This is a genomic window from Agrobacterium sp. lyk4-40-TYG-31 (assembly GCF_030209855.1).
Classification (GTDB): domain Bacteria; phylum Pseudomonadota; class Alphaproteobacteria; order Rhizobiales; family Rhizobiaceae; genus Agrobacterium; species Agrobacterium vaccinii.
Genome location: NZ_JARVRE010000002.1, coordinates 240747 through 260698, shown reverse-complemented (window position 1 = coordinate 260698; position 19952 = coordinate 240747). Strand labels below are relative to the sequence as shown.

Sequence of the window (19952 nt, the reverse complement as noted above, 5' to 3'; positions counted from 1 at the left end):
AGCATTCCCGAGCAAGCACATGTCAGCAACCGGTCATAAGTATAGTTTTTTTCTGTCATGGTATAGGTTAGAAGATCGATGTGAGATATTGGATTCAGATGCCCAATTCGTTGCCACGCCCTCAGATTGTCCGAAGAATCACGACTGAAGCCAGCGCGATCATATTTCTGCGCGCACCGGCAGGAGCTGGAAAATCTGTTGTTTTGCACCTGTGCGCTAATGACATCGGAATACAGGTGTGTTCCGCACATCAGCCCCGCATGGACGATGTCAAAGATGGCGTTCTGATATGGGACGTGCCTGTTACAGCACGCTCCGCACGGCTTTCGGCACAGGTGTTGGACAATGCGCGGCGCATCGTCATAGCCTGTCGCCCTGAACAACGGATCAGCGGGTTGGCACGACGGATCATGCATGAAGGCGCCGTTACCATCTCGGCTGACGATCTGACTTTTAGGGAGGAAGAACTTGCCGGGCTCCCCGCAGCACAACGACACACATTGCTGGAGGCATATGCGGGCTGGCCAGCCTTTTTGATCATTTCAGGACAGCCTGATGACGACACCTGCACGAATTACCTGCGGGAGACGTTCCTGACGTCGCTGTCCCCTGCTCAGACAGCTAATTTATCGATATGGCTGGAAACGCCCTCTGCCGGGAGCGCTGGTGACTGGAAAACCCTCCTGCCGCCAGCCCTTACGAGCATGCCCGCACGTCACACGCATTTGCTGCGTCTTCTCCAGGCCGCTGTTCAAGAGCGTGTTTCGGTATTGATTGAGAACGGTGCGGTCATCGACTTCGCTTCGGCCATGGAACGCGCCGGACGCCCTCTTCTAGCCATGGACCTGCTCCTCGACAACGGATATGAGGAACACGCGGCACAAATTCTCGAACGCGCCCACGGACGAGAATTGATTTATCGCGGCAGCGTCAAGGCATTTCAAAACATCATCATGCGCTTCTCGCAGCCCATCATGGCGACAAACGAGACTGTGCTCTTTGCAGTGGCACGTAGTCTGTTGAAGCAGGGCGAGCTTTCACGCGTCCGGCATCTGGTGTCTCGGCACCTCGGCCACGATTATCTGGATCCGCTGAAGGTCCTTACCAGCAACTCCCGTTTCTCCTTCGCGGCCCGCACATTTCGCCTCAACCTGATGATCAGCGAAGACCTGACGCCGAACGATGCCATGATTACGCGGCTGGGTGAATTCATGGCCGATTATCCGCTCGGCGATTACGGAAAATGGTCTGGCTATTACAACGCCATACTGGAGTTCGAAATCCGGCGCCGCAACTTCCGAGAGGCGGAGGCCGCCGCTGCCCGCGCGCTTGTTTATCTACGCAAGAGAGGCGGGCAGCCGCTTCTGGAATTCTTCATTCACCTTCACCAGATTGTGCTGCGGCTGATGAGTGGTGATGCACTACTCGCGCGCTGCGCGGCAAAGGATGCGCGGGACCGGCTGGAGACCGTGCCGCACGATGCCATTCAGGAGTTCCGCATGCTTCGGCTCGCGGAAGCGTGCCTGGCCTATGAGGCTGGCCGACCGCGCGACCTCTTGGACTTCGTGCAGACCGACTTCGAGGCATTTGCCGCCGCCGAAATCTGGCCGAGCCTGATGCAGTTCGCCCTGCATTATGCCTCGCAGGTTTTGGGCGATCATTTCGCTATGACGATCCGCCCCGGCTTTCTCGACGGGCTATGGATTCATCTGTCGGAAGGACTGCAATTCCACGCGATGATGGAAATCCGCACAGCCATCGCCTACCAGAATGCCAACCGGTGGACGGATGCTGCCGCAACTCTGACCGCCGTACGAATGCCGATTGGCCGCAACTGGGTAGATAGTGCTACGGATGAATTGACCCGTCTTGGCCGGCGCGACGAAATTGCCTATGCCATGGCATGGCTGCGCGACGCCGTCCATATCGCCACACCTCGCACCTATTTGCGCCGCCAGATCGATGCACTCATCGTCAACCCCAAGGTGACCAACCGTGAGAAAGTTGCGTTGCAGTTATGGCAGAGTTACGTTTCCCATCAGCGACGCGACAATGCCAGCGCACGCGCGCAGTTGCTTTCAGCTTTGGAAACAGCCACACGACTGGGATGTCACGGTGTGCTTTCAGAAGAGCGGCTGTTTCTTTCGCCATTGCTCAACGATCAGCGCATCAGCGCTTACATCGAGACATCATCGGATGTGCGCATGGCGCTTTCCATTTTTGCAGCGTCCGTCAACTCACCACATGCAAAGGCGCTTCACGGCGGCCTTTCACAGCGACAGGCTCAGATGCTGCAACTGATCGCCGCCGGGATGGCGAACAAAAAGATCGCCAGCACGCTAAATATCTCGGAAGTGACCGTGAAATTTCATGTCGGCAACTTGTTTCGGAAACTTGGCTGCTCGCGGCGAGCCGAAGCGATCCGCGCCGCCAAGGCACTGGGATGGACATGAGGCTGGGTAATGCTCTCGGCGCCCAAATGACCACAAGCGCAAGTCGTATATACAGACAAGACCGTGGTGGGGTAGTCATCGCGGTTTTACGAGAGGTTCTTCCCGTAGAAAAGCATGATCGCTGCGAGAGTGATAATCCCGATGCCTGTTAGGCCGAGATACCTGCTTCTCGTTGTCCCTTCCCGGTGGAATATAGCTACCGCGAAGGAAAAGAGTGACCAGACGGTTGTGATAATGACCAACAGCTAGGAATACAGAAACGGACCGAGATCGTAGCCTCCACCACCGATGGACGGTGCAGGATTTATATCAACCTGCAAGCAGATCAAGGTGAGAACCGGTATCACGAGAACCGATATCCATACCCAGAACAACTTGTTTTTCATCAGCATTCACCGAGTAAGCGACGATACCGGTGAGCGGCATCGCACCTCACCGTATACGCCATACGCGATGCTGGAGGTAGCCGAATCCACAACCACGTCCCATCCTAACTGACCATCAGTTTTGACAGAACAACTGGAAAAAGACCTAGCACCCCAAAAGTCTAGATCAAAATTCAGGCGATCAGAGCCGGGTCCTTCCAAAGACGAAATCCGCCTTCGAAAGCGAGTGCGTTGTCACCACGCCGGCAATTAGGAGGCAGGGTTTCTAGTTTTTTGACGTTGCCGCCGCCGATGACGACGTAGTCAGGCTCAAGGGCTGCAGTCAGGCGCTTCACGACATCGAAGACGCGCTTGCGCCACACCGTATTGCCCTTTTTCTCGCGATAGGTTTCGCTGACATAGTGCTCATATGTCTTTCCTTTTCGATACGGCAGATGCGCGATCTCCATGGGTTGGGTCACATTTTCGACGATCATCGCAGCACCGAGCCCCGTGCCCAAACCTAGAAACAGCATTCGCCCGCCATCATAGGAGCCGATAGCTTGGATCAGCGCATCATTCACGATGCGAACTGGGCATCCGAAGGCACCGGAGTAATCGTAGCCAACCCAGCCTTCACCCAGATTGACGGGGTCGTGGAGCGGCTTGTTGTGCACGACCGGACCTGGATAACCCATGGCGATCGCGTCGTAGTGCATCCCAATCGCCATAGCTTTTACAGCAGCGACCATGCCCTGCGCCGTCATCGCCGCTCCGCTCTCGACCTTATTTTCTTCGCCGCCCGCGCTGGAACGGATTTTCACATGACTGCCACCGATATCGATCGTCAGCACGGTGCGATCTTTTTCCTTCACCATATGATCCGTCATCCTGCCCTCCATCATCGTCAAGTGGGCTCGCCCCGAACACGCGGCAGCCGTTAGATACCATGAGCAAGCCAAAGTATGGCCTGCTCAACGGCATTTGCTCTATTTCGCCTTTTCGAGATGGCCGCCAAACGCGTGGCGCATGGCAGAGAGCACCTTGCCCGAAAACTCCGCCTCGCCGCGTGAGGAAAATCGCTCGAAAAGCGCGGACGAGAGCACTGGTGCGGGAACACTTGTCTCGATGGCTGCCTGAAGGGTCCAGCGTCCCTCTCCAGAATCCGAGACGCGCCCATTATAGTGCTCGAGATGCGGGTCCTGCTTAAGCGCTTCCGCGGTCAGGTCAAGCAACCAGGAACTGATGACCGAGCCATGCCGCCAAACCTCTGTCACAGCAGGGAGATCAATATCGAACTGATAATATTGCGGGTGGGCCAGCGGTGCGGTTTCTGCATCGGCTTCGCGAGCGTGGGTTCCCGCATTCGCAGCCTTGAGGATGTTCAAACCCTCGGCATAGGCTGCCATCACGCCATACTCGATACCGTTATGAACCATCTTGACGAAGTGACCCGCGCCGGATGGACCGCAATGCAGATAACCCATAGGCGCAGTGCCGGTGGTTGGATCAGCTGCAATGCCTTGTCCCGCGCCGGGCGCAAGGGATGCAAAAATCGGATCGAGCCGCTCGACGGCTGCCTTCGGTCCGCCGATCATCAGCGAATAGCCACGCTCCAGCCCCCACACGCCACCCGAGGTGCCGGTGTCGATGAGGTCGATACCACGCGTGGCGAATTCTGCCGCGAGATCGATCGCATCGCGATAGTTGGAGTTGCCTCCATCGATGATGGCGTCGCCCTTCTCAAGTTTGGCGGCAAACTCCCGCGCGATCTTGGGTGTAATCGCGGCGGGCAGCATGAGCCAGACGGCGCGCGGCGGCGAAAGCTTTGCCACGAGGTCTTCCGGCGAGGTGGCCCCGGTGGCACCTTCCTTCACAAGCGCTGCGACGTTGTCTGGATTGACGTCGAAGACGACGCAATCGTGGCCGTGTTTAAGGAGGCGACGCACCATGTTGGCGCCCATTCGTCCGAGTCCGACCATTGCAATTTGCATTTTTACACTCCGTTTTCTTTCGACCGTTTCGGTCGCATCATTCGCCGAGGCGAACGGCAAAATTCTGGTTTTCCCAATGGCCCTCTCCCGGCCAGAAGAAGGTAAAATCTATCGTAACAGCGGCTGGCGCTTCCTGAACCGGCAAATCGGCAAAGTGCGTACCAAGGCCGGAGCTCGTCGTTTCCGTATCAGTCGTCGTCGCCCATCCATCGAGGCTCCAATGAACGATGGCCGGGACTTCAAGTTCCAGCCGGAGCGCTTTTCCTGTCGGCATCGTGGCCAGCCGGTTGTTGAAGCGCCAGATGCGTAGGAATGATGGTGTTTTTGCTCCTATGTAACGCTCTACACCCTGAGGAGGCATATCGAATACCGCACCGTCGGCCAGGGAGCGCACCAGTTTGATATGCTCGGAATGAGCCCAGACGAGTGGCATCGCGCTGCCCGATGGGCGGCCATAGAACAGTTCGCGCTCGGGAATATCAACGCTGTCCCAGACCTGTTCGGGCAACAATCCACCGTCACCTGCCGATTTTTCCAGCGTCGTTAAAAGTGCTTCGGCGACCTCGCGGCGCCCTGCTGCCAGTTCGTAATGGGCACGCTCGCCGGTCAGAAGCGGCCATGCGCGCCCCTGCCCTGTGCCATCGAACGGCCACCCATCCTCATGTTCGCCATAACCATCACCGGTATAGCGATACCAGACGGGCCCCTGAGGCAAATCGGCCTTGAGGCTATGGTCGATCGCCTTCACGGTTGCAACGATGCGTGGATCATCGGGCGCGCGCAGGCCAAAACGCACCAGCGCCAACGCGTCCGGGCTGATGACCGCGCCAGTGGGCAGGGAAGAACGGTCTGGCGTCTGGTTACGGATCGGCGTAGCGCCTGATAGGACAGCGGCACCGGTTTCATCGGGAGAAGCGATGCGCACGTAATGACCGGATATGCCGAGTTCCGCGCAAAACGTGTCATCCCCTGCAAATGTCCAATCCTCGATCTGCTCGTTCCAGCAGTCGGCAGTTTCGCGCAGATGGTTGGCGGCCACGGCATCATCCGCTGCCTCCAGAAAATCAGCGGCTGCGAGCAGCGCCGCGATCTCGACAGCCAGCGTGAAGGGGCTGTAACCGACATCCTCTTCCCAGCGATCTTCGCCGGTAACCGGCCCGTTGGCGAGAATATAGCCCGCCGCGCTGCGCACCATCGGCATAAAATCCGCCTGCCCTGCTACATCCAGATGGCCGCGGTGCCGCAGCATGTCGGCCAACAGGATGGGAAAAGCGCATTCGTCCATCTGAACGCCCGGCCAGTAGGGCTTTCCGTCCAGCCACAGGTTCTGCGGCCAGCGACCGGAGGGCTCCTGAACATCCCGCAGATAGTCGAGGATCGCAAGCGCCTCGCCGACATCACCCGCAGCCAGAAAGCCGCCCGCTGTCTCCACCAGATCGCGCGGCCAGACAAGGTGATAGCCGCCGAGATCGTCGTCGCCCTTCGAAAAACCCCAGGGTATCGACAGGCTTGCCACAACCGCGCCCGGACGATCGGCAGCACGATGCGCAGCCAGCACCGCCGTCGAGACGCGGTAGGCGTTGACACCGTCTTTCTTATCGCGATCAAGCGCCACCAGACCTTTCTGCCAACCGCGCCAGTTTGCAACGTAGACTTTGCGTGCCTTTTCGAACCCATCGTTCAGACTGGCCGTAGCAGCCTCAGCCGCTTCATATTCGGTCTGGCCAAAACCAAGCGCCAGCGTCGCCGTGCGTTGGCCGCCGGTTAAGTCTATTTCTCCAGCAAGCGCGACATTGCCGTCATCAGCACGTTGATATTGCTGGAGAATGCGTCCGTCTTTGCGCAGCTGCTGCCAGCCATCGGAGGCCCCAACAAAACCGGCACTGACGGCTTGCCACGGGCAATCTGAAATGAGCGCCAGATAGCGCGAGCGCCCGCTGGCGAAGAGAACCGTCCGCCCTTCATATTCGCCGATCCAGCCCGAATTCAGATCTCCCGAATTGACAAGATGCGGCGCAAGCAACGCCGTCAAGCGGTAGTCCGCAGCCTTTCCCTTTAGAGGGATAAACGTGACCTGCTGGAGGACACAACTAAGAGCAGGATCGCTGATCACTTGCTTTTCGATACGGTATGCCCCGTCTTTCGCGGTATTAACGATCGAAAAAGCCGGAACACCATCATCAAGGGGATGGGTCGCCGACGTGCAGTCTCGCTTCTCCTCGGAGAAATAACCATCCGGGCCGGTCACGACAAAACCGAAATCGCGCGTGCAAGCGCTGTCGACACGCGGATAATATATCTCGTTGAGTATTCCATGACTGAGCGTGAACCAAACTGGCGACGTTTTTGAAAGAGCCGTTCCAACGCCATTCTTCGCACTAGACGTCCAACGCGCCGCAACCCCAGGCGCGCCTGGCGCGCTATCGATCATCGTGCTGCGCGTAAATGCTTGGGGAGTAAACGCTTTTTGTCCCTGGTCCATAGGGGAAACCTCGGTAGTAAACGAATGGACGCTTCGCGTTGCGAAGGGAACGACCATCGTAGCTGAGCTCCACATCGCTTCGGATGTGGCTTCACATCCAAGCTAGGCTCCCGCATCTCGGCCTACAACTTACGTTTTTGTAATTTATCTGGACCTACACGTCAGCGTCGACAGGGCGCGCACGTCGAAAGCCTGAAAACCCATGCATCAGCCGACGCTTGCCGGACCTGCGATAAGGCCGGCAAGCTTTGCCCGTTGATATGGGGAAGCGCCCAGAAGACGAATCATCGTCGACATTACGCGCTTGCTTCGATTGGAAACTCTTTGAATTTAAGATGCCAGACGAATGTGGCGATCATTTTCGGCGATAAGCTTCTTTGCCCTTGCAAGGCTTTCTGGCTGTTCAGCATGATAGCGACGACCGATTTCCATCATCAGGACCGTACCGGGCAGGAATGTGAGCTCAGAGAAAATTCCCTCCCAGTCCATATCGCCCCAACCGAGCGGCATGTGGAGGTCGCCAATGCCCAGCGCTGTATTTTCCTGGAGGTGGTAAGGCTTGTAGAACGCCTGCGGACGACCGAAGCTGTCGTGAACATGCAGATGCCCGGTCACCGGTGCCATAGCGCGCAGCTCATCGCGGAAATTCAGGCCACGATAGGTGGATTCGATATAGGCATGGCTGAAATCGATCAGCGCCACGAGATTGGGATGCCCAACCGCCTTCACCGTTTCAGCGATCTGGGTCGGTGTCTGGCGGTATTGCCCAAGTTCCGTGGTGAAAATGTTCTCAAATGCAATGCGCACGCCGTAAGGTTTGCAGAATTCTGCCAGTTCATGCAGAGCCTCGCGCTCGCGGCGGTCGGCATCGGCGCGTTCAGCCAGTTGGTCTGCGCGCAGGCAGCCACCGTGCTGAACCAGAATGCGCGCGCCGATACGGTCGCAGACGACGGCCAGCGCCTTTGCCGCATCGATCTGGTAGCGGCAGGTCGCCGGGTCCATGAAGTTGGACGAGACGAGACCGTGGACGGTGTAGCGAAAGCTGAACTGTTTCGTCAAAGCGACGAGCCGTTCGGCGCGTTCCTCGATAATACGTCCCCCGGCGATAAGGTCGAGGCTGGTAAGTGCCAGCTCAACGGTATCGACGCCCATATCGGCGAGAACGCGCAATTCCTGTTCGAGGCTTGCCAGTTCTCCGTCGGTAGAGCCGGCATTGAAGCCTGTGCCAATGATATTACCCATGTTCGTCTTCCTCTTCAGGTCGGTTGCATTTCGGAGTGGATGTCGCGATGGAGCCGCAGCACAAGGTCGGGACTATCGGATGTGAGATGACCGATTTTGCGCTCCAGCCAGGGCCGGATTAGCGCCTCGTCGTTGAGCGTCCAGACGCCGAGCCGGTGGAGTGGCAGTGTCTGCGTGATGAGTGACCACTCCGCCGCCATGAGTTCATGGTGGATGGCGACGATATCAACGAGCCCGTCGACGCTGTGCAAAAAGGTTTCAAGGCCGCCCTGCTTTGCGGCCCACTCGGCGTTGACCGAGACCAGACGCGCGATATGCGGCGCAACCCGGCGGCATTCCTCCAGCACGGAAACGTCAAACGATGTGAGATGGCAGCGGCTGGCGAGGCCAAAGCGCTCGATCTCTTCAACGACCTTTTCCGTGATGGCGGGATAGGGCCGCTTCGCCTCGTCGGATTTGATCTCGACATGGAGCTGCTTGCCATCGGCTTTCGCCAGAACGGCGAGAACGTCGCCAAGCGTCGGCACGGTGTCTGCTGAACCTTCCAGATATGTCGTTTCACGGTCCTGCGGCGTTAGCGTACGGACAGGTCCGGTCATATCGGTCGTGCGGTCAAGCGTGGCGTCGTGGATGACCAACAATTCGCCAGCGTCCGTCAGGTGCACGTCGAATTCAACGGCATCGACATCCAGTGCCAGCACGTTGCGAAAGCCGGTAAGCGAGTTTTCGGGCCAGAGGTTGCGGGCGCCGCGATGGCCGACGATTTTTGTCATGGGACTGTCCTTTCAGCGAAGTGTCGGGTCGAGTTTGTCGCGCAGCCAGTCCCCGACCAGCGAGATGGAGAGCGTCGTCATCATGATGACGAAGGCCGGGGCCAACATGATCCAGGGCGCGCGGGTGAGGTATTCGCGACCGAAGCCGACCATGTTGCCGAGGCTGGTTTCCGGCGGCTGGACGCCAAGACCGAGGAAGGAGAGCCCGCTTTCCATCAAGATGATTTCCGGGAAGGTCAGTGTCATGGAGACGATGAGCGTTGCGGCGACGTTGGGCAAGATGTGGCGCATGTAGACGCGCGCGGGTGTGGCACCCAGCTGCACGACAGCCGAGGCATAGCCCTGCGCACTGGCCGAAATGGCCAGACCGCGCGCGATACGGGCATAGCGCTCCCACCCGTAAAAGCCCATCAGACCGATCAGAAGCGGCATGGAGGAGCCGAAAAAGGCGAGAACCGCCAATGACATGACGAGGAACGGTAATGCAGCCTGGAAGTCGGCCAGCATCAACACGAACTGCTCAATCACGCCTCGGAATTTGGCGGCCAGAAACCCGAGCGTCGTGCCGAACACAGCTGAAATGATCGTCGCGCCGAAGGCGATGGTGAAGGACACGCGGATGGACTGGATGAGACGCGACAGCACATCGCGGCCCAGCTCATCGGTGCCCAGAAAATGTGCCGGGTTGCCCGGCAGCGACAGGCGAGCCCGCAAATCCATGGCTGTAATACCAAACGGACGGATCGTATCTGCGAAGACGGCAACAAGAATCATCGCTGCAAGCCAGCAGATACCGAAGGTAACGGAGAAGGGAATTTTGCGCAGTTGCCGGATGAACCGGGTGAAGATGGAGGCTTCGGGTGCGGGCTGACGGGTTGTGTCTGCGATTGTCATCACTCAAATCCTCAATGGGCTGTCTGGCTGCGCAGGCGCGGGTCCAGCCAGCCGTAGAGCAGGTCCACGATCAGGTTCGACACGACCATGGTGGCGGCAATCAACAGCAGGATGCATTGCACCACGGCGAGGTCGCGGTTGGTAACCGACACCACCAGCAGGCGACCGATGCCCGGCCAGGAGAAGATCGATTCCACCACGACGGCACCCGCAATCAACGTGCCGACCATGAAGCCGACGATGGTGACGATGGGGACAGCGGCGTTGGGCAGCGCGTGCCTCCAGACGACATCCTGCCACCGCATGCCTTTGGCGGAAGCGGCGCGGATATAGGGCTGGCCCATGACCTCGATCATGGCGCTTCGCGAAAACCGGGCGAGAATGCCGATGCCGCCGATGCTCATCGTCAGTGTGGGAAGAATACCGTGCTGCCAGGTGTCGTGGCCGCCGGATGGCAGCAGCCCGAGCGTGATCGAAAAGATCAGCACCAGCAACAGGCCCATGACGAATGAGGGAATGGTGAAACCGAAGATGGCTGCCAGAATGACGCCGCGATCAACCGCGCTCTGGCGATGCAGCGCCGCATAGACGCCGGCGGGGATGCCGATCAGAACTTTCAGGAAAAGTGCGGGAATGGTCAGTTGCAGGGTGGCGGGAATGCGCTCGATGACCAGCTGCATGGCAGACGCCTTGTCGCGCATGGAAACGCCGAAATCACCCGTCAGGATGGACTTCATATAGGCGAAATATTGAACCCAGAGCGGCTGATCAAGGCCCCACTCCTTGCGGAACGCATCGACGGCCTCTTGCGGCACATCGGGACCGAGCATGATCTGGGCGGGATCACCCGACAGACGCAGCACGACGAAGGCAAAGGTCATCACCGCGATGATGGTGACGAAGGCGCGGAGAAAGCGGACGGAGACGTAACGCAGCATGGGATGTTCCTTACGCCGCAACCGGCTGATCGGCACCGGCCACCAGATGGCACGCAGCGGTGCGGCCACCCGACACCGGTCGCAATGGCGGAACGCTGGTGCGGCAGAGATCGACGGCAACAGGACAGCGCGGATGGAAAGCGCAGCCGGATGGGCGATTGGCCGGGTTTGGTGGCTCGCCTTGCAAGATGGTGCGCCCCTTCAGCATCGTGCCCGGCACCGGCACGCTGGAGACGAGCGCCTTGGTGTAGGGATGCAGCGGCGTGGCGAAGATGACGTCCGATGACGCCTCCTCGACAATACGCCCGAGATACATGACAGCGACGCGGTCTGCGATGTTGCGCACGACTTTCAGGTCATGGCTGATGAAGACCATGGCGATGTGGTTCTGTTCCTGCAAATCGCGCAGCATGTTCACAACCTGCGCCTGGATCGACACGTCGAGCGCCGAAACGGGCTCGTCGCAGACCAGAAGTTTGGGCCGCGAAGCCAAAGCGCGGGCAATGACGACGCGCTGGCGCTGGCCGCCGGACAGCTCATGCGGATAACAACCCGCCTGATCCGGTCTCAGGCCAACGGCAGACATCAGTTCGGCCACGCGGGTTGCCCGGTGCTCTTTGGGCACGAGATTATGGATGGCGAGGGGTTCGCCGATCTGTTCGGCAATGGTCAGACGCCGGTCAAGCGCAGCCAGCGGGTCCTGGTAGACCAGTTGCATCTTGGCGCGCAGCGCCCGCCATTCTGCCGTGCCAAGCTTCGGCATCGGCTGGCCCTCGAAAACCATCTCTCCCCATTGCGGCGGATCGATGCCGAGCAGCATGCGGCCAAGTGTCGATTTACCGGAACCGGATTCGCCGACGATGCCAAGCGTTTCACCCGGCATGACGGTCAGGTCGATACCATCGACGGCGCGCACCGGCGCAGATTTGCCGAACATGCCCTGGCGAACCTCATAGGTTCTGACGAGGTCTTTCGCCTGAAGAAGAGGCGCGGTCACGATACCGCCTCCAGAACTCGGGTTTCCGATGGAGACCGGACGCCAACCGGATGGTGGCAGGACAGGAGACGGTGATCATCCAGCGCGGTCAGTTCAGGCTGGCGAATACGACAATCCAGCGCGACATGGGAACAGCGCGGCGAAAACGCGCAGCCATGCGGCAGATCACGCGGGTGCGGCACGGTGCCGGGAATGGGGATCAGTCGCGAGCGCCGACCATCCAGCCGGGGAATGGCATCGAACAGACCGCGTGTATAGGGATGTCTGGGATTGCTGAAAAGTGCGGAAATCTTCCCCTGCTCCACGATGCGACCGGCATACATGACACATGCGCGTTCGCAGACCTGACTAACCGCGCCCAGATCGTGGCTGATGAAGATGGTCGCCATGCCGGTCTCTTTGCGCAACACGACCAGCAGATCGAGGATCTGCGCTTGGATGGTGGCATCGAGCGCCGTGGTCGGCTCGTCGGCCACCAGAAGGTCGGGTTCTCCGGCCAAGGCCATGGCGATCATCAGACGCTGGCATTGCCCGCCGGAAAACTCATGCGGAAAAAGGTCGAAGCGATTGCGGGCATCGGGAATGCCAACCATATCGAGAAGGCGCAGCGCCTCTTTTTTCGCAGCATCACCCATGAGGCCGCGGTGAATGGCGAGCGTCTCGGTGATCTGTCTACCGATTTTTAGAACCGGGTTGAGCGAGCTGGAGGGGTCCTGAAAGATCATCGCGATGCGTTTGCCACGGATGCCTTCCAGCACAGAACACGGCGCGCCCAGAATTTCCTTGCCATCGAGTTTGACCGAACCGGAAACCGTCGCCTTGCCCGGAAGAAGTCCCAACGCCGCAAGCCATGTGACAGACTTACCGCAACCGGATTCACCAACGAGGCCGATTGCTTCACCGGGGGCGACATCGAGATCGATACCGTGCAGAACCTGGATGCCATCGAAAGCGACCTTGAGGCCGCGCAGTTCCACGAGATTGGAAGCCATGGGAGCTCATCTCCATTTCACAAATAAACGACGCCGGTCGCAATAAGGCGACCGGCGTTAAAGGGTAACAGGATCAGGAATTCCAGTTGGCGGTGCGGAAATCCATGGCGAAGGCAGGGGCGGCCTTCCATTTCAGCGAGGACTTCATGCCGGTGAAGACGGCGTTCTGGTGCAGAACCTGATAGGCCGGGTCTTCGCGCTCGCAAATCTCCAGCATGCGGGTAATGGCCTTCTTGCGCAGAGCACGATCCGTCGAGGTTTCCATGACCACGGAGAGCGTGTTCATCTCTTCGTTGGTCCAGTCCTTCTTCTGCTGGGCTTCGCCATTGGGACCAAACTGCACCACCATAGGTGTGATCGGATCGTTGATCGTGTTAGCCGCAGACCAGTCGCGAACACCCTTGACGCCTTCCGTGTCGTGGATTTGCGCCCAGTTTTCCTTCATCTGGATTTCAACGTTGAGACCAACCTGCTTCCACATCTCGACCATGATCTGCGCCGTCGCAGTCTGGTTGGTGTAGTAGTTGTTGAGCAGGCGGTAAGGGATCGGATCGCCCTTGTAACCCGCATCTTTCAGCAGTTTCTGAGCAAGCTCCGGGTTAAATTCGGGTACCGTCCAGCCATCCACGAACATGTCCGTGGCCTTGAAGGATTCAAATTGCAGGCCAGCGGGAACGACAGTCTGGCCAGCCCAAAGTGAGTCAACGATCGCCTGACGATCGATCGAATGTGTCATGGCGCGGCGAACCAACGGGCTTTTGAGGACGGGGTTCTGGGTGTTGAAGGTGGAGATGCGGTGATTCCAGATGGTGGAGTTCTGGACTTCGAGACCGGGCGCTGCCTGAACCGCAGCAATCTGGTCGGGTGGAAGGTCACACGCAAAATCATATTCGCCTGAGAGCAAACCGTTGACGCGGGAGGCGACTTCCGGGACTTCGACGAAACGGATTTGCTGCAAAGGTGGACGACCACCCCAATATTCATCGAAGGCAGCGAGCGTCAGCGACACGTCCGGTCTATAGTAGGCCACCATATAAGGGCCTGTAGTGACCGGCTTGCGAGCCCAATCCATATAGGTCTTGGCTTCGTCCCAAGAGCGGCGGCTGGTGATCTGACTGCCGAAGGAATAGAGGCGGCCTTCAAGCGTCACGTCCGGTGTCGCGTTGTGAAAACGAACGGTATATTTATCAACGACTTCGACACCCTTCAACGCAGGCCAGAGGCGGCGCCCAACGCCCGGCACAATGGCGGGCAACTCCTTGGCGGTCACAGGCTTGTTGTCATCTTCAAAAATCGTCTTGCCGCCTTTTGGCTCGGTATTGCCAAAGACACGTTCTTTGGAAAACGAAAATGCCACGTCTTCTGCGGTCATTTCGTCGCCATTGTGGAACTTCACGCCCTGGCGCAGTTTCAGTTCCAGCGTCTTCTCATCAATACGATGCCACTCGGTCGCAAGACCCGGCACCGGGCCTTGATCACCCATCCAGTTGCGATTGATCAGACCTTCCCACAGGTTCGGGAAGAAAATCCGCTCGCCCACATTCGATCCCTCGTACCAAACATCCAGCGTATTGTAGATGGTCATCTTCTGAACGGCGATCGTCACAGACGGACGAGCACTCTGGCTGAACGACATGCGCGGCAGGACGATGCTGCCTGCAGCAGCGGACATGAGCCCCAGCGCGTGGCGGCGATTGATGGAAAGCATGGATCACTCCTGTATGACAAAGGACGATACGGACGCGCAGACACATGCGCAGCGCCGCAGGGCACCGCGTCAGGTTCCGTTCAATGGGACTGTCGATTTCGTGTCGAACGACGGGTAAGGCTAAACCCCTTTACCGGCCTCTCGACTTCGATTACCTCTAGGTTACAAATGTTACGCTGTTGTGACATTTGAGCGGAGGAACTTATGCCTTATCAGCAGAGCATGGTGCGAGCCTCTTGGTTGTACCACGTCGAGGGACTAACCCAGGCGCAGATTGCGGAGCGTATGTTGTTGACGCGACGCAGGGTGAACGAACTTCTGGCGGCGGCTCTCGATCAGGGTGTCGTGAGGATCAGCTTCAACTCTCCGCTAACGGAAAATGTGGAGCTGGAAGCCGAATTACGGCAACGCTTTGATCTGTCGGATGCCGTCGTCGTGCCAACTCCGTCAGACAAAAGCCAGATCGCAACCGTCATCGGACGTGCCGCGGCGATGTTTCTGGAGAGATTTATTCAGGCCAGCGAACCACGCGCGCTGGGGGTCGGTTGGGGCGCGACGTTGCGGGAAACCGCCCACCACATGGCACCGGCCAATGTTCCTGATGTGAAAGTTCGCTCCATGATGGGTGGCCTGACACGCGGTTCTGAAATCAACACATTCGAGATCGTTCGAAGCTTCGCCAAAGTCATGAACGCCGAGTGTCATTATCTGGCAGCGCCGATATATGCCGACAGCCCAGATTCTCGCGACGCGATTTTAGTCCAACCCTTCTTCGACAGCTTGCTCGCAGAAGCAACTGCAGTGGATGTGTCTATCCTCAGCGTCGGTGACGTTTCACCGGAATCGTTGCAGGTGCGATATGGGCTTCCTACGGGAACAGACATCTCAGAACTTGTCGCTGCAGGTGCCGTTGGTGATCTTTTGGGTCGATATCTGGACGCCGCTGGACAGGAGGTCAATCACTCACTCAACCGGCAAGTCATTTCCCCGTCGATCGAAAGCTACCAGAATATACCGACACGCATCATCGCGTCGGGAGGCGACCACAAGAAGAAAATTCTAAAAAGCTGTCTCGTCGCCCGCCTTGCTACGACTTTGATTACAGACGCCGATAACGCCATTTATTTGCTGGAACGTTGACCGGCCACATTGCACCGGGCGCATCCAAAAGAGGACAACCTAGAAAGACCAGTCGTCCCGACTTCATGAAGGTTTTGCAACAAAACTGAAAAACGACTGACAGGAACTGTGGCTACACTGACATCATTGGCCACTAAAGACGGCGGCAACATTGGGCCGGTCGTGCTTCTAGGCATTATCCGGATCGTCTATTTACCGGAGTTGCGTCTTGAAAATTATCCACATTACAGACACCCACCTCAGCCCCAGCAAGCCGCATTTCAACGGCAACTGGGAGCCGTTGGTTCGGTGGATAGAGAGCGAAAAACCCGATCTGGTGGTGCACACCGGTGATCTCAGCGTCGACGGCGCAGACTTCGAAGACGATATTGCATTTTCCATGGACATGATGCGGCAATTGTCGATGCCGGTGCTCATCGTTCCTGGCAATCACGATGTCGGACATTTTCATGGTTCCGCCCAGCCTGTGAATGCTGAGCGACTGGAGCGCTGGCACCGCCTCGTCGGCCCGGATTACTGGGCGGAAGACACGGACACCTGGCGCATCATCGGTCTCAACAGCTTGTTGATCGGACTGGGCGGCCCGGAAGAAGAAGCACAGGAACGCTGGCTGGAAGAGACGCTTGAGGGCCGCGATGGTCGCCGTGTCGCGATCTTCACCCACAAGCCGCTTTTTGTCGATGATGCCAAAGAGCCGGAAGCCGGTTACTGGAGTGCACCGTTCGAAGCGCGCATGGGTTTGCTCGATCTCATGGCAAAACACGACGTTGCCTTGTTCGGGTCGGGTCATCTGCACTGGAGTTGGATAGGCAGCCACGAAAACACCAGCCTCGTCTGGGCGCCGCCATCTTCGTTTATTCTGGGCGAAATGGAACGCGAAATGCCGGGTGCCCGTATCATTGGCGCTGCCATTCACCATCTTGGTGAGACGGTGGAAAGCCAGTTGGTGTCGGTGGAGGGGCTGAAGCTTTATTATCTCGATGACGTCGTGGCAGAGGTCTATCCTTCCGCCGTCAAGAACAAGGAAGCCGCAGAATGAGCGTGCTTTCTCTCTCCAATATTACGAAGTCGTTTGGCGCCAACGATATTCTCAAGGGTGTCAGCCTTGAGGCTGAGCCGGGCGAGTTCATCGCGCTTGTCGGCCCTTCCGGTTGCGGCAAGAGCACGCTTCTGCGCATTGTCGCCGGTCTGGAACATGCCAATAGCGGCGAGATCAGTCTTGCCGGAAAAACGCTGTCGAACCTGACCGCCGCAGATCGCAACATCGCCATGGTTTTCCAGTCCTACGCGCTCTATCCGCATCTGACGGCTGGCCAGAACATCGCCGTGCCGCTTGCCATGCGCCGCCTTACCGCCACGCAACGTCTGCCGATCATCGGCAATCTCATGCCCGGCCAGAAAGCCATCCGCCAAGGCATTCTCACGGAAGTCGAGGCGATGGCCTCGTCTTTGAAGATCGGGCATCTGCTGGATCGCAAGCCCGGTCAGATGTCAGGCGGCCAGCGTCAGCGCGTGGCGCTTGCCCGTGCCATGGTCCGCCATCCGGCATTGTTTCTGATGGATGAGCCACTCTCCAACCTCGATGCCAACCTGCGTGTACATGCACGCGGAGAAATCGTAGAGCTGCACCGCAAGTCCGGTGTTCCCGCCCTCTACGTAACGCACGACCAGTCCGAAGCCCTGTCCATGGCCAGCCGTGTGGCGGTGATGATCGGCGGCAGGCTTTTACAGCTTGCCACCCCGCAGGTGATCTACGAGAACCCGTCACATATCGAGGTTGCCCGGTTCATTGGCCAGCCACGCATCAACCTTCTGCCGACCAAGGCGACGGCCAATGGCATGGTGCAGTTCGGTGGCATCACCATCGCCGCATCCAGCCTGTCGCATGGCGATGATGTCACCATAGGCATCCGCCCGGAATTTTTGACACTGGCATCGCAGTCCAGAGACACAATGGCAGCGACCGTTGAACGCCTCGAATTTCTGGGCTCGGAAGTCATTCTCTTTGCGCGCCTCAACGGCATGGGCGAGACGGTGGTCGTCAAGCTCACGCCATCTGATGCAACAGGTCTGGGCCCCGGCAAGCCGGTCCATCTGGCAATCCAGCCGGACAAGGCCATGCTGTTCGGCGCGGATGGCGAGCGCATCATGACGCAAGTCTCCATCGTCGGCGCGCCGGAGTTACTTCATGGCTGAGCTCACCGCATCCATCTTCACCGCCTCTGCACCCACGCAGCAACAGATTGCTGCCCGGCGCGAAAGTCGCACGGCATGGCTGCTGGCCGCCCCGGCGATCACATTGATGATGCTGTTCATCATCATCCCTACGCTGGCCGTGATCGTGCTGGGCTTTACAGATTTCGAACTCGGTTATTCCGGTTTCCGCTTTGTCGGCTTCGAGAACTACGCCGAACTCTTCAGCGACCGCACTTTCCGCAAGTCGCTGTGGAACACGGTTGTCTACACCGCCATCGTCACGCCGTTTTCCATCTTCATCGGCCTTGGCATTGCCATGCTGATCGAGGCCGAACCTCGCGCAAAGGCGTTTTTCCGCACCGTTTACTTCCTGCCCGTCGCCTCCCTTTTGGTGGCCATGGCAACGGTCTGGCAATATATGCTGCACCCGAGCATCGGCCCGGTGAACATGATGCTGGCCTTCTTCGGCATTGCCGGTCCCAATTGGCTCGGCTCCTCCAGCACGGTTCTGCCAAGTCTTGCCATCATCGGCATCTGGCAATCCGTCGGCTTCAACATGGTGCTGTTTCTGGCCGGTCTCACCGCTATCCCGCGCGATCTCTACGCAGCAGCGGAAATGGACGGCGTGCGCTCCAGCTTCGAGCGTTTTCGTCTCGTCACATGGCCGATGCTGGGGCCGACCACCCTATTTGTCGTCACGATCAGCATCATCAACTCGGTCAAGGTGTTTGAAACCGTCAAGGCCCTGACCGAAGGTGGGCCGAACAAAGCGTCCGAAGTGCTGCTTTTCACCATCTATCAGGAAGGGTTCGTCTATCTGCGCGTCGGTTATGCCTCCGCCATGACGGTGATCTTCCTCGCCATTCTGGTGGTTCTGATGTTCCTCCAATACCGCGTTCTTGACCGCAAGGTGCATTACTCATGACGCAGTCCGCCATTCTCCTACACACCATGACACTGGGCCGCGTGATCCGCCTTTCCATTCTGACATTTGGCGCGCTCATCTTCCTGTCGCCTTACATCTTCATGATTTCGACGGCTGGAAAAGCGCAGAGCGAGATATTTTCCTCGTCCCTGTCACTCATTCCGCAGACATGGAGCTACATGGCCAACTTCACCAAGGCCATGACGCGGGTGTCCATGCCGAGCTTGCTGTTGAACGGTGCCATCGTCTGCGCACTGATCCTGTTCATTCAGGTCATCGTCGCGGTTCCCTGCGCCTATGCCATGGCTAAGCTGAAGTTCAAGGCGGCCCGCGCCTTGATGATCATGGTCATGCTAGGACTTCTGGTGCCGATCCACGCCACCGCCTTGCCGCTCTACGTCGCCTTTGATCACATGTCGGTGCTCAACAGCTATATGGCGCTGGTTGCTCCGTTCTCGATCTCGGTCTTTGCGATCTTCCTCTTCCTACAATTCTTTCGCGCCATGCCGGATGATCTCATCCATGCAGCCCGTCTGGATGGCATGAGCGAGCCCGGTATCGTTGCTCGCGTCATCCTGCCCAATGCCTGGCCCGCGGTTACGGCCTTTGCAATCTTCTCGGTCGTGGCCCACTGGAACGATCTGTTCTGGCCGCTGATTGTCGTGACCAACCAGACCTATGCAACACCGCCGCTTGGGCTGCTCTATTTCCGCGCTGCGGAAGCCGGAGACGACTACGGCGCGCTGATGGCGGCAACTCTCATCATCACCCTTCCTCTCGTCATCGCCTTTCTGGCTGCACAGAAACGCTTTGTCGAAGGCATCACCATGACCGGTCTCAAAGGCTGAGCCGG

At 58.3% G+C, this 19952-nt stretch carries 16 protein-coding genes; 6 read left to right on the top strand and 10 right to left on the bottom strand.

Annotated elements, in window-relative coordinates; all coding sequences use genetic code 11:
• Positions 1-98: 98 nt before the first annotated feature.
• Positions 99-2453 (top strand): helix-turn-helix transcriptional regulator, encoded by a 2355-nt coding sequence (locus QRN55_RS01925; RefSeq protein ID WP_284774747.1) that lies wholly within the window; start codon positions 99-101, stop codon positions 2451-2453.
• Between the two features lie 559 nt (positions 2454-3012).
• On the opposite strand, the gene QRN55_RS01920 is transcribed toward QRN55_RS01925, so the two are convergent.
• The 10 genes from QRN55_RS01920 to QRN55_RS01875 form a co-directional block, all read right to left on the bottom strand.
• Positions 3013-3708 (bottom strand): ROK family protein, encoded by a 696-nt coding sequence (locus tag QRN55_RS01920; protein ID WP_284774340.1) that lies wholly within the window; start codon positions 3706-3708, stop codon positions 3013-3015.
• Positions 3709-3807: 99 nt separating this feature from the next.
• The gene (gene gnd / locus QRN55_RS01915) at positions 3808-4812 is read right to left on the bottom strand and encodes a phosphogluconate dehydrogenase (NAD(+)-dependent, decarboxylating) (RefSeq protein WP_284774338.1); all 1005 of its coding nucleotides are present in this window, start codon (positions 4810-4812) and stop codon (positions 3808-3810) included.
• 37 nt (positions 4813-4849) lie between these two features.
• On the bottom strand, positions 4850-7243 hold the full coding sequence (locus QRN55_RS01910; RefSeq protein WP_284774337.1) for a glucan 1,4-alpha-glucosidase: 2394 nt from the start codon (positions 7241-7243) through the stop codon (positions 4850-4852).
• 381 nt (positions 7244-7624) lie between these two features.
• Positions 7625-8536, bottom strand: coding sequence for a TIM barrel protein (locus QRN55_RS01905; RefSeq protein WP_284774335.1), 912 nt, complete (start codon positions 8534-8536; stop codon positions 7625-7627).
• Between the two features lie 14 nt (positions 8537-8550).
• Positions 8551-9309 (bottom strand): glycerophosphodiester phosphodiesterase family protein, encoded by a 759-nt coding sequence (locus QRN55_RS01900; RefSeq protein WP_284774333.1) that lies wholly within the window; start codon positions 9307-9309, stop codon positions 8551-8553.
• A 12-nt stretch (positions 9310-9321) separates the two neighbouring features.
• A complete protein-coding gene (locus QRN55_RS01895) occupies positions 9322-10203 on the bottom strand; it encodes an ABC transporter permease (protein WP_284774331.1) in 882 nt (293 codons plus the stop codon).
• 11 nt (positions 10204-10214) lie between these two features.
• Positions 10215-11141: an ABC transporter permease gene (locus QRN55_RS01890; RefSeq protein WP_045229690.1), complete on the bottom strand. Its 927-nt coding sequence runs from the start codon at positions 11139-11141 to the stop codon at positions 10215-10217.
• Positions 11142-11151: 10 nt separating this feature from the next.
• A complete protein-coding gene (locus QRN55_RS01885; protein WP_502871280.1) occupies positions 11152-12078 on the bottom strand; it encodes an ABC transporter ATP-binding protein in 927 nt (308 codons plus the stop codon).
• Between the two features lie 56 nt (positions 12079-12134).
• Positions 12135-13130 carry an ABC transporter ATP-binding protein gene (locus QRN55_RS01880; protein ID WP_284774326.1) on the bottom strand — a complete coding sequence of 332 codons (996 nt, stop codon included), beginning with the start codon at positions 13128-13130 and terminating at the stop codon, positions 12135-12137.
• A gap of 73 nt (positions 13131-13203) precedes the next feature.
• Complete coding sequence (locus QRN55_RS01875) at positions 13204-14838, bottom strand: ABC transporter substrate-binding protein (RefSeq protein ID WP_284774324.1); 1635 nt, start codon at positions 14836-14838, stop codon at positions 13204-13206.
• A 204-nt stretch (positions 14839-15042) separates the two neighbouring features.
• On the opposite strand from QRN55_RS01875, the gene QRN55_RS01870 reads away from it, so the two are divergent.
• From QRN55_RS01870 to QRN55_RS01850, 5 genes are all read left to right on the top strand, one after another.
• Positions 15043-15978: a sugar-binding transcriptional regulator gene (locus tag QRN55_RS01870; protein ID WP_284774322.1), complete on the top strand. Its 936-nt coding sequence runs from the start codon at positions 15043-15045 to the stop codon at positions 15976-15978.
• A gap of 208 nt (positions 15979-16186) precedes the next feature.
• Positions 16187-17017: a metallophosphoesterase family protein gene (locus tag QRN55_RS01865; RefSeq protein WP_284774320.1), complete on the top strand. Its 831-nt coding sequence runs from the start codon at positions 16187-16189 to the stop codon at positions 17015-17017.
• Complete coding sequence (locus QRN55_RS01860; protein ID WP_284774319.1) at positions 17014-18174, top strand: ABC transporter ATP-binding protein; 1161 nt, start codon at positions 17014-17016, stop codon at positions 18172-18174. The genes QRN55_RS01865 and QRN55_RS01860 overlap by 4 nt, the downstream gene beginning before the upstream one ends.
• Positions 18167-19099, top strand: a complete 933-nt coding sequence (locus QRN55_RS01855; protein ID WP_284774317.1) for a carbohydrate ABC transporter permease — start codon at positions 18167-18169, stop codon at positions 19097-19099. Before QRN55_RS01860 ends, QRN55_RS01855 begins: the two co-directional genes overlap by 8 nt.
• Positions 19096-19947, top strand: a complete 852-nt coding sequence (locus QRN55_RS01850) for a carbohydrate ABC transporter permease (RefSeq protein WP_502871272.1) — start codon at positions 19096-19098, stop codon at positions 19945-19947. Before QRN55_RS01855 ends, QRN55_RS01850 begins: the two co-directional genes overlap by 4 nt.
• The last annotated feature ends 5 nt before the right edge of the window (positions 19948-19952 follow it).

Excerpts from the sequence above, each read along its gene's own strand:
- QRN55_RS01925 (WP_284774747.1), top strand. The coding sequence starts at position 99 with ATGCCCAATTCGTTGCCACGCCCTCAGATTGTCCGAAGAATCACGACT.
- QRN55_RS01920 (WP_284774340.1), bottom strand. The coding sequence starts at position 3,708 with ATGACGGATCATATGGTGAAGGAAAAAGATCGCACCGTGCTGACGATC.
- gnd (WP_284774338.1), bottom strand. The coding sequence starts at position 4,812 with ATGCAAATTGCAATGGTCGGACTCGGACGAATGGGCGCCAACATGGTG.
- QRN55_RS01910 (WP_284774337.1), bottom strand. The coding sequence starts at position 7,243 with ATGATCGATAGCGCGCCAGGCGCGCCTGGGGTTGCGGCGCGTTGGACG.
- QRN55_RS01905 (WP_284774335.1), bottom strand. The coding sequence starts at position 8,536 with ATGGGTAATATCATTGGCACAGGCTTCAATGCCGGCTCTACCGACGGA.
- QRN55_RS01900 (WP_284774333.1), bottom strand. The coding sequence starts at position 9,309 with ATGACAAAAATCGTCGGCCATCGCGGCGCCCGCAACCTCTGGCCCGAA.
- QRN55_RS01895 (WP_284774331.1), bottom strand. The coding sequence starts at position 10,203 with ATGACAATCGCAGACACAACCCGTCAGCCCGCACCCGAAGCCTCCATC.
- QRN55_RS01890 (WP_045229690.1), bottom strand. The coding sequence starts at position 11,141 with ATGCTGCGTTACGTCTCCGTCCGCTTTCTCCGCGCCTTCGTCACCATC.
- QRN55_RS01885 (WP_502871280.1), bottom strand. The coding sequence starts at position 12,078 with ATGTTCGGCAAATCTGCGCCGGTGCGCGCCGTCGATGGTATCGACCTG.
- QRN55_RS01880 (WP_284774326.1), bottom strand. The coding sequence starts at position 13,130 with ATGGCTTCCAATCTCGTGGAACTGCGCGGCCTCAAGGTCGCTTTCGAT.
- QRN55_RS01875 (WP_284774324.1), bottom strand. The coding sequence starts at position 14,838 with ATGCTTTCCATCAATCGCCGCCACGCGCTGGGGCTCATGTCCGCTGCT.
- QRN55_RS01870 (WP_284774322.1), top strand. The coding sequence starts at position 15,043 with ATGCCTTATCAGCAGAGCATGGTGCGAGCCTCTTGGTTGTACCACGTC.
- QRN55_RS01860 (WP_284774319.1), top strand. The coding sequence starts at position 17,014 with ATGAGCGTGCTTTCTCTCTCCAATATTACGAAGTCGTTTGGCGCCAAC.
- QRN55_RS01855 (WP_284774317.1), top strand. The coding sequence starts at position 18,167 with ATGGCTGAGCTCACCGCATCCATCTTCACCGCCTCTGCACCCACGCAG.
- QRN55_RS01850 (WP_502871272.1), top strand. The coding sequence starts at position 19,096 with ATGACGCAGTCCGCCATTCTCCTACACACCATGACACTGGGCCGCGTG.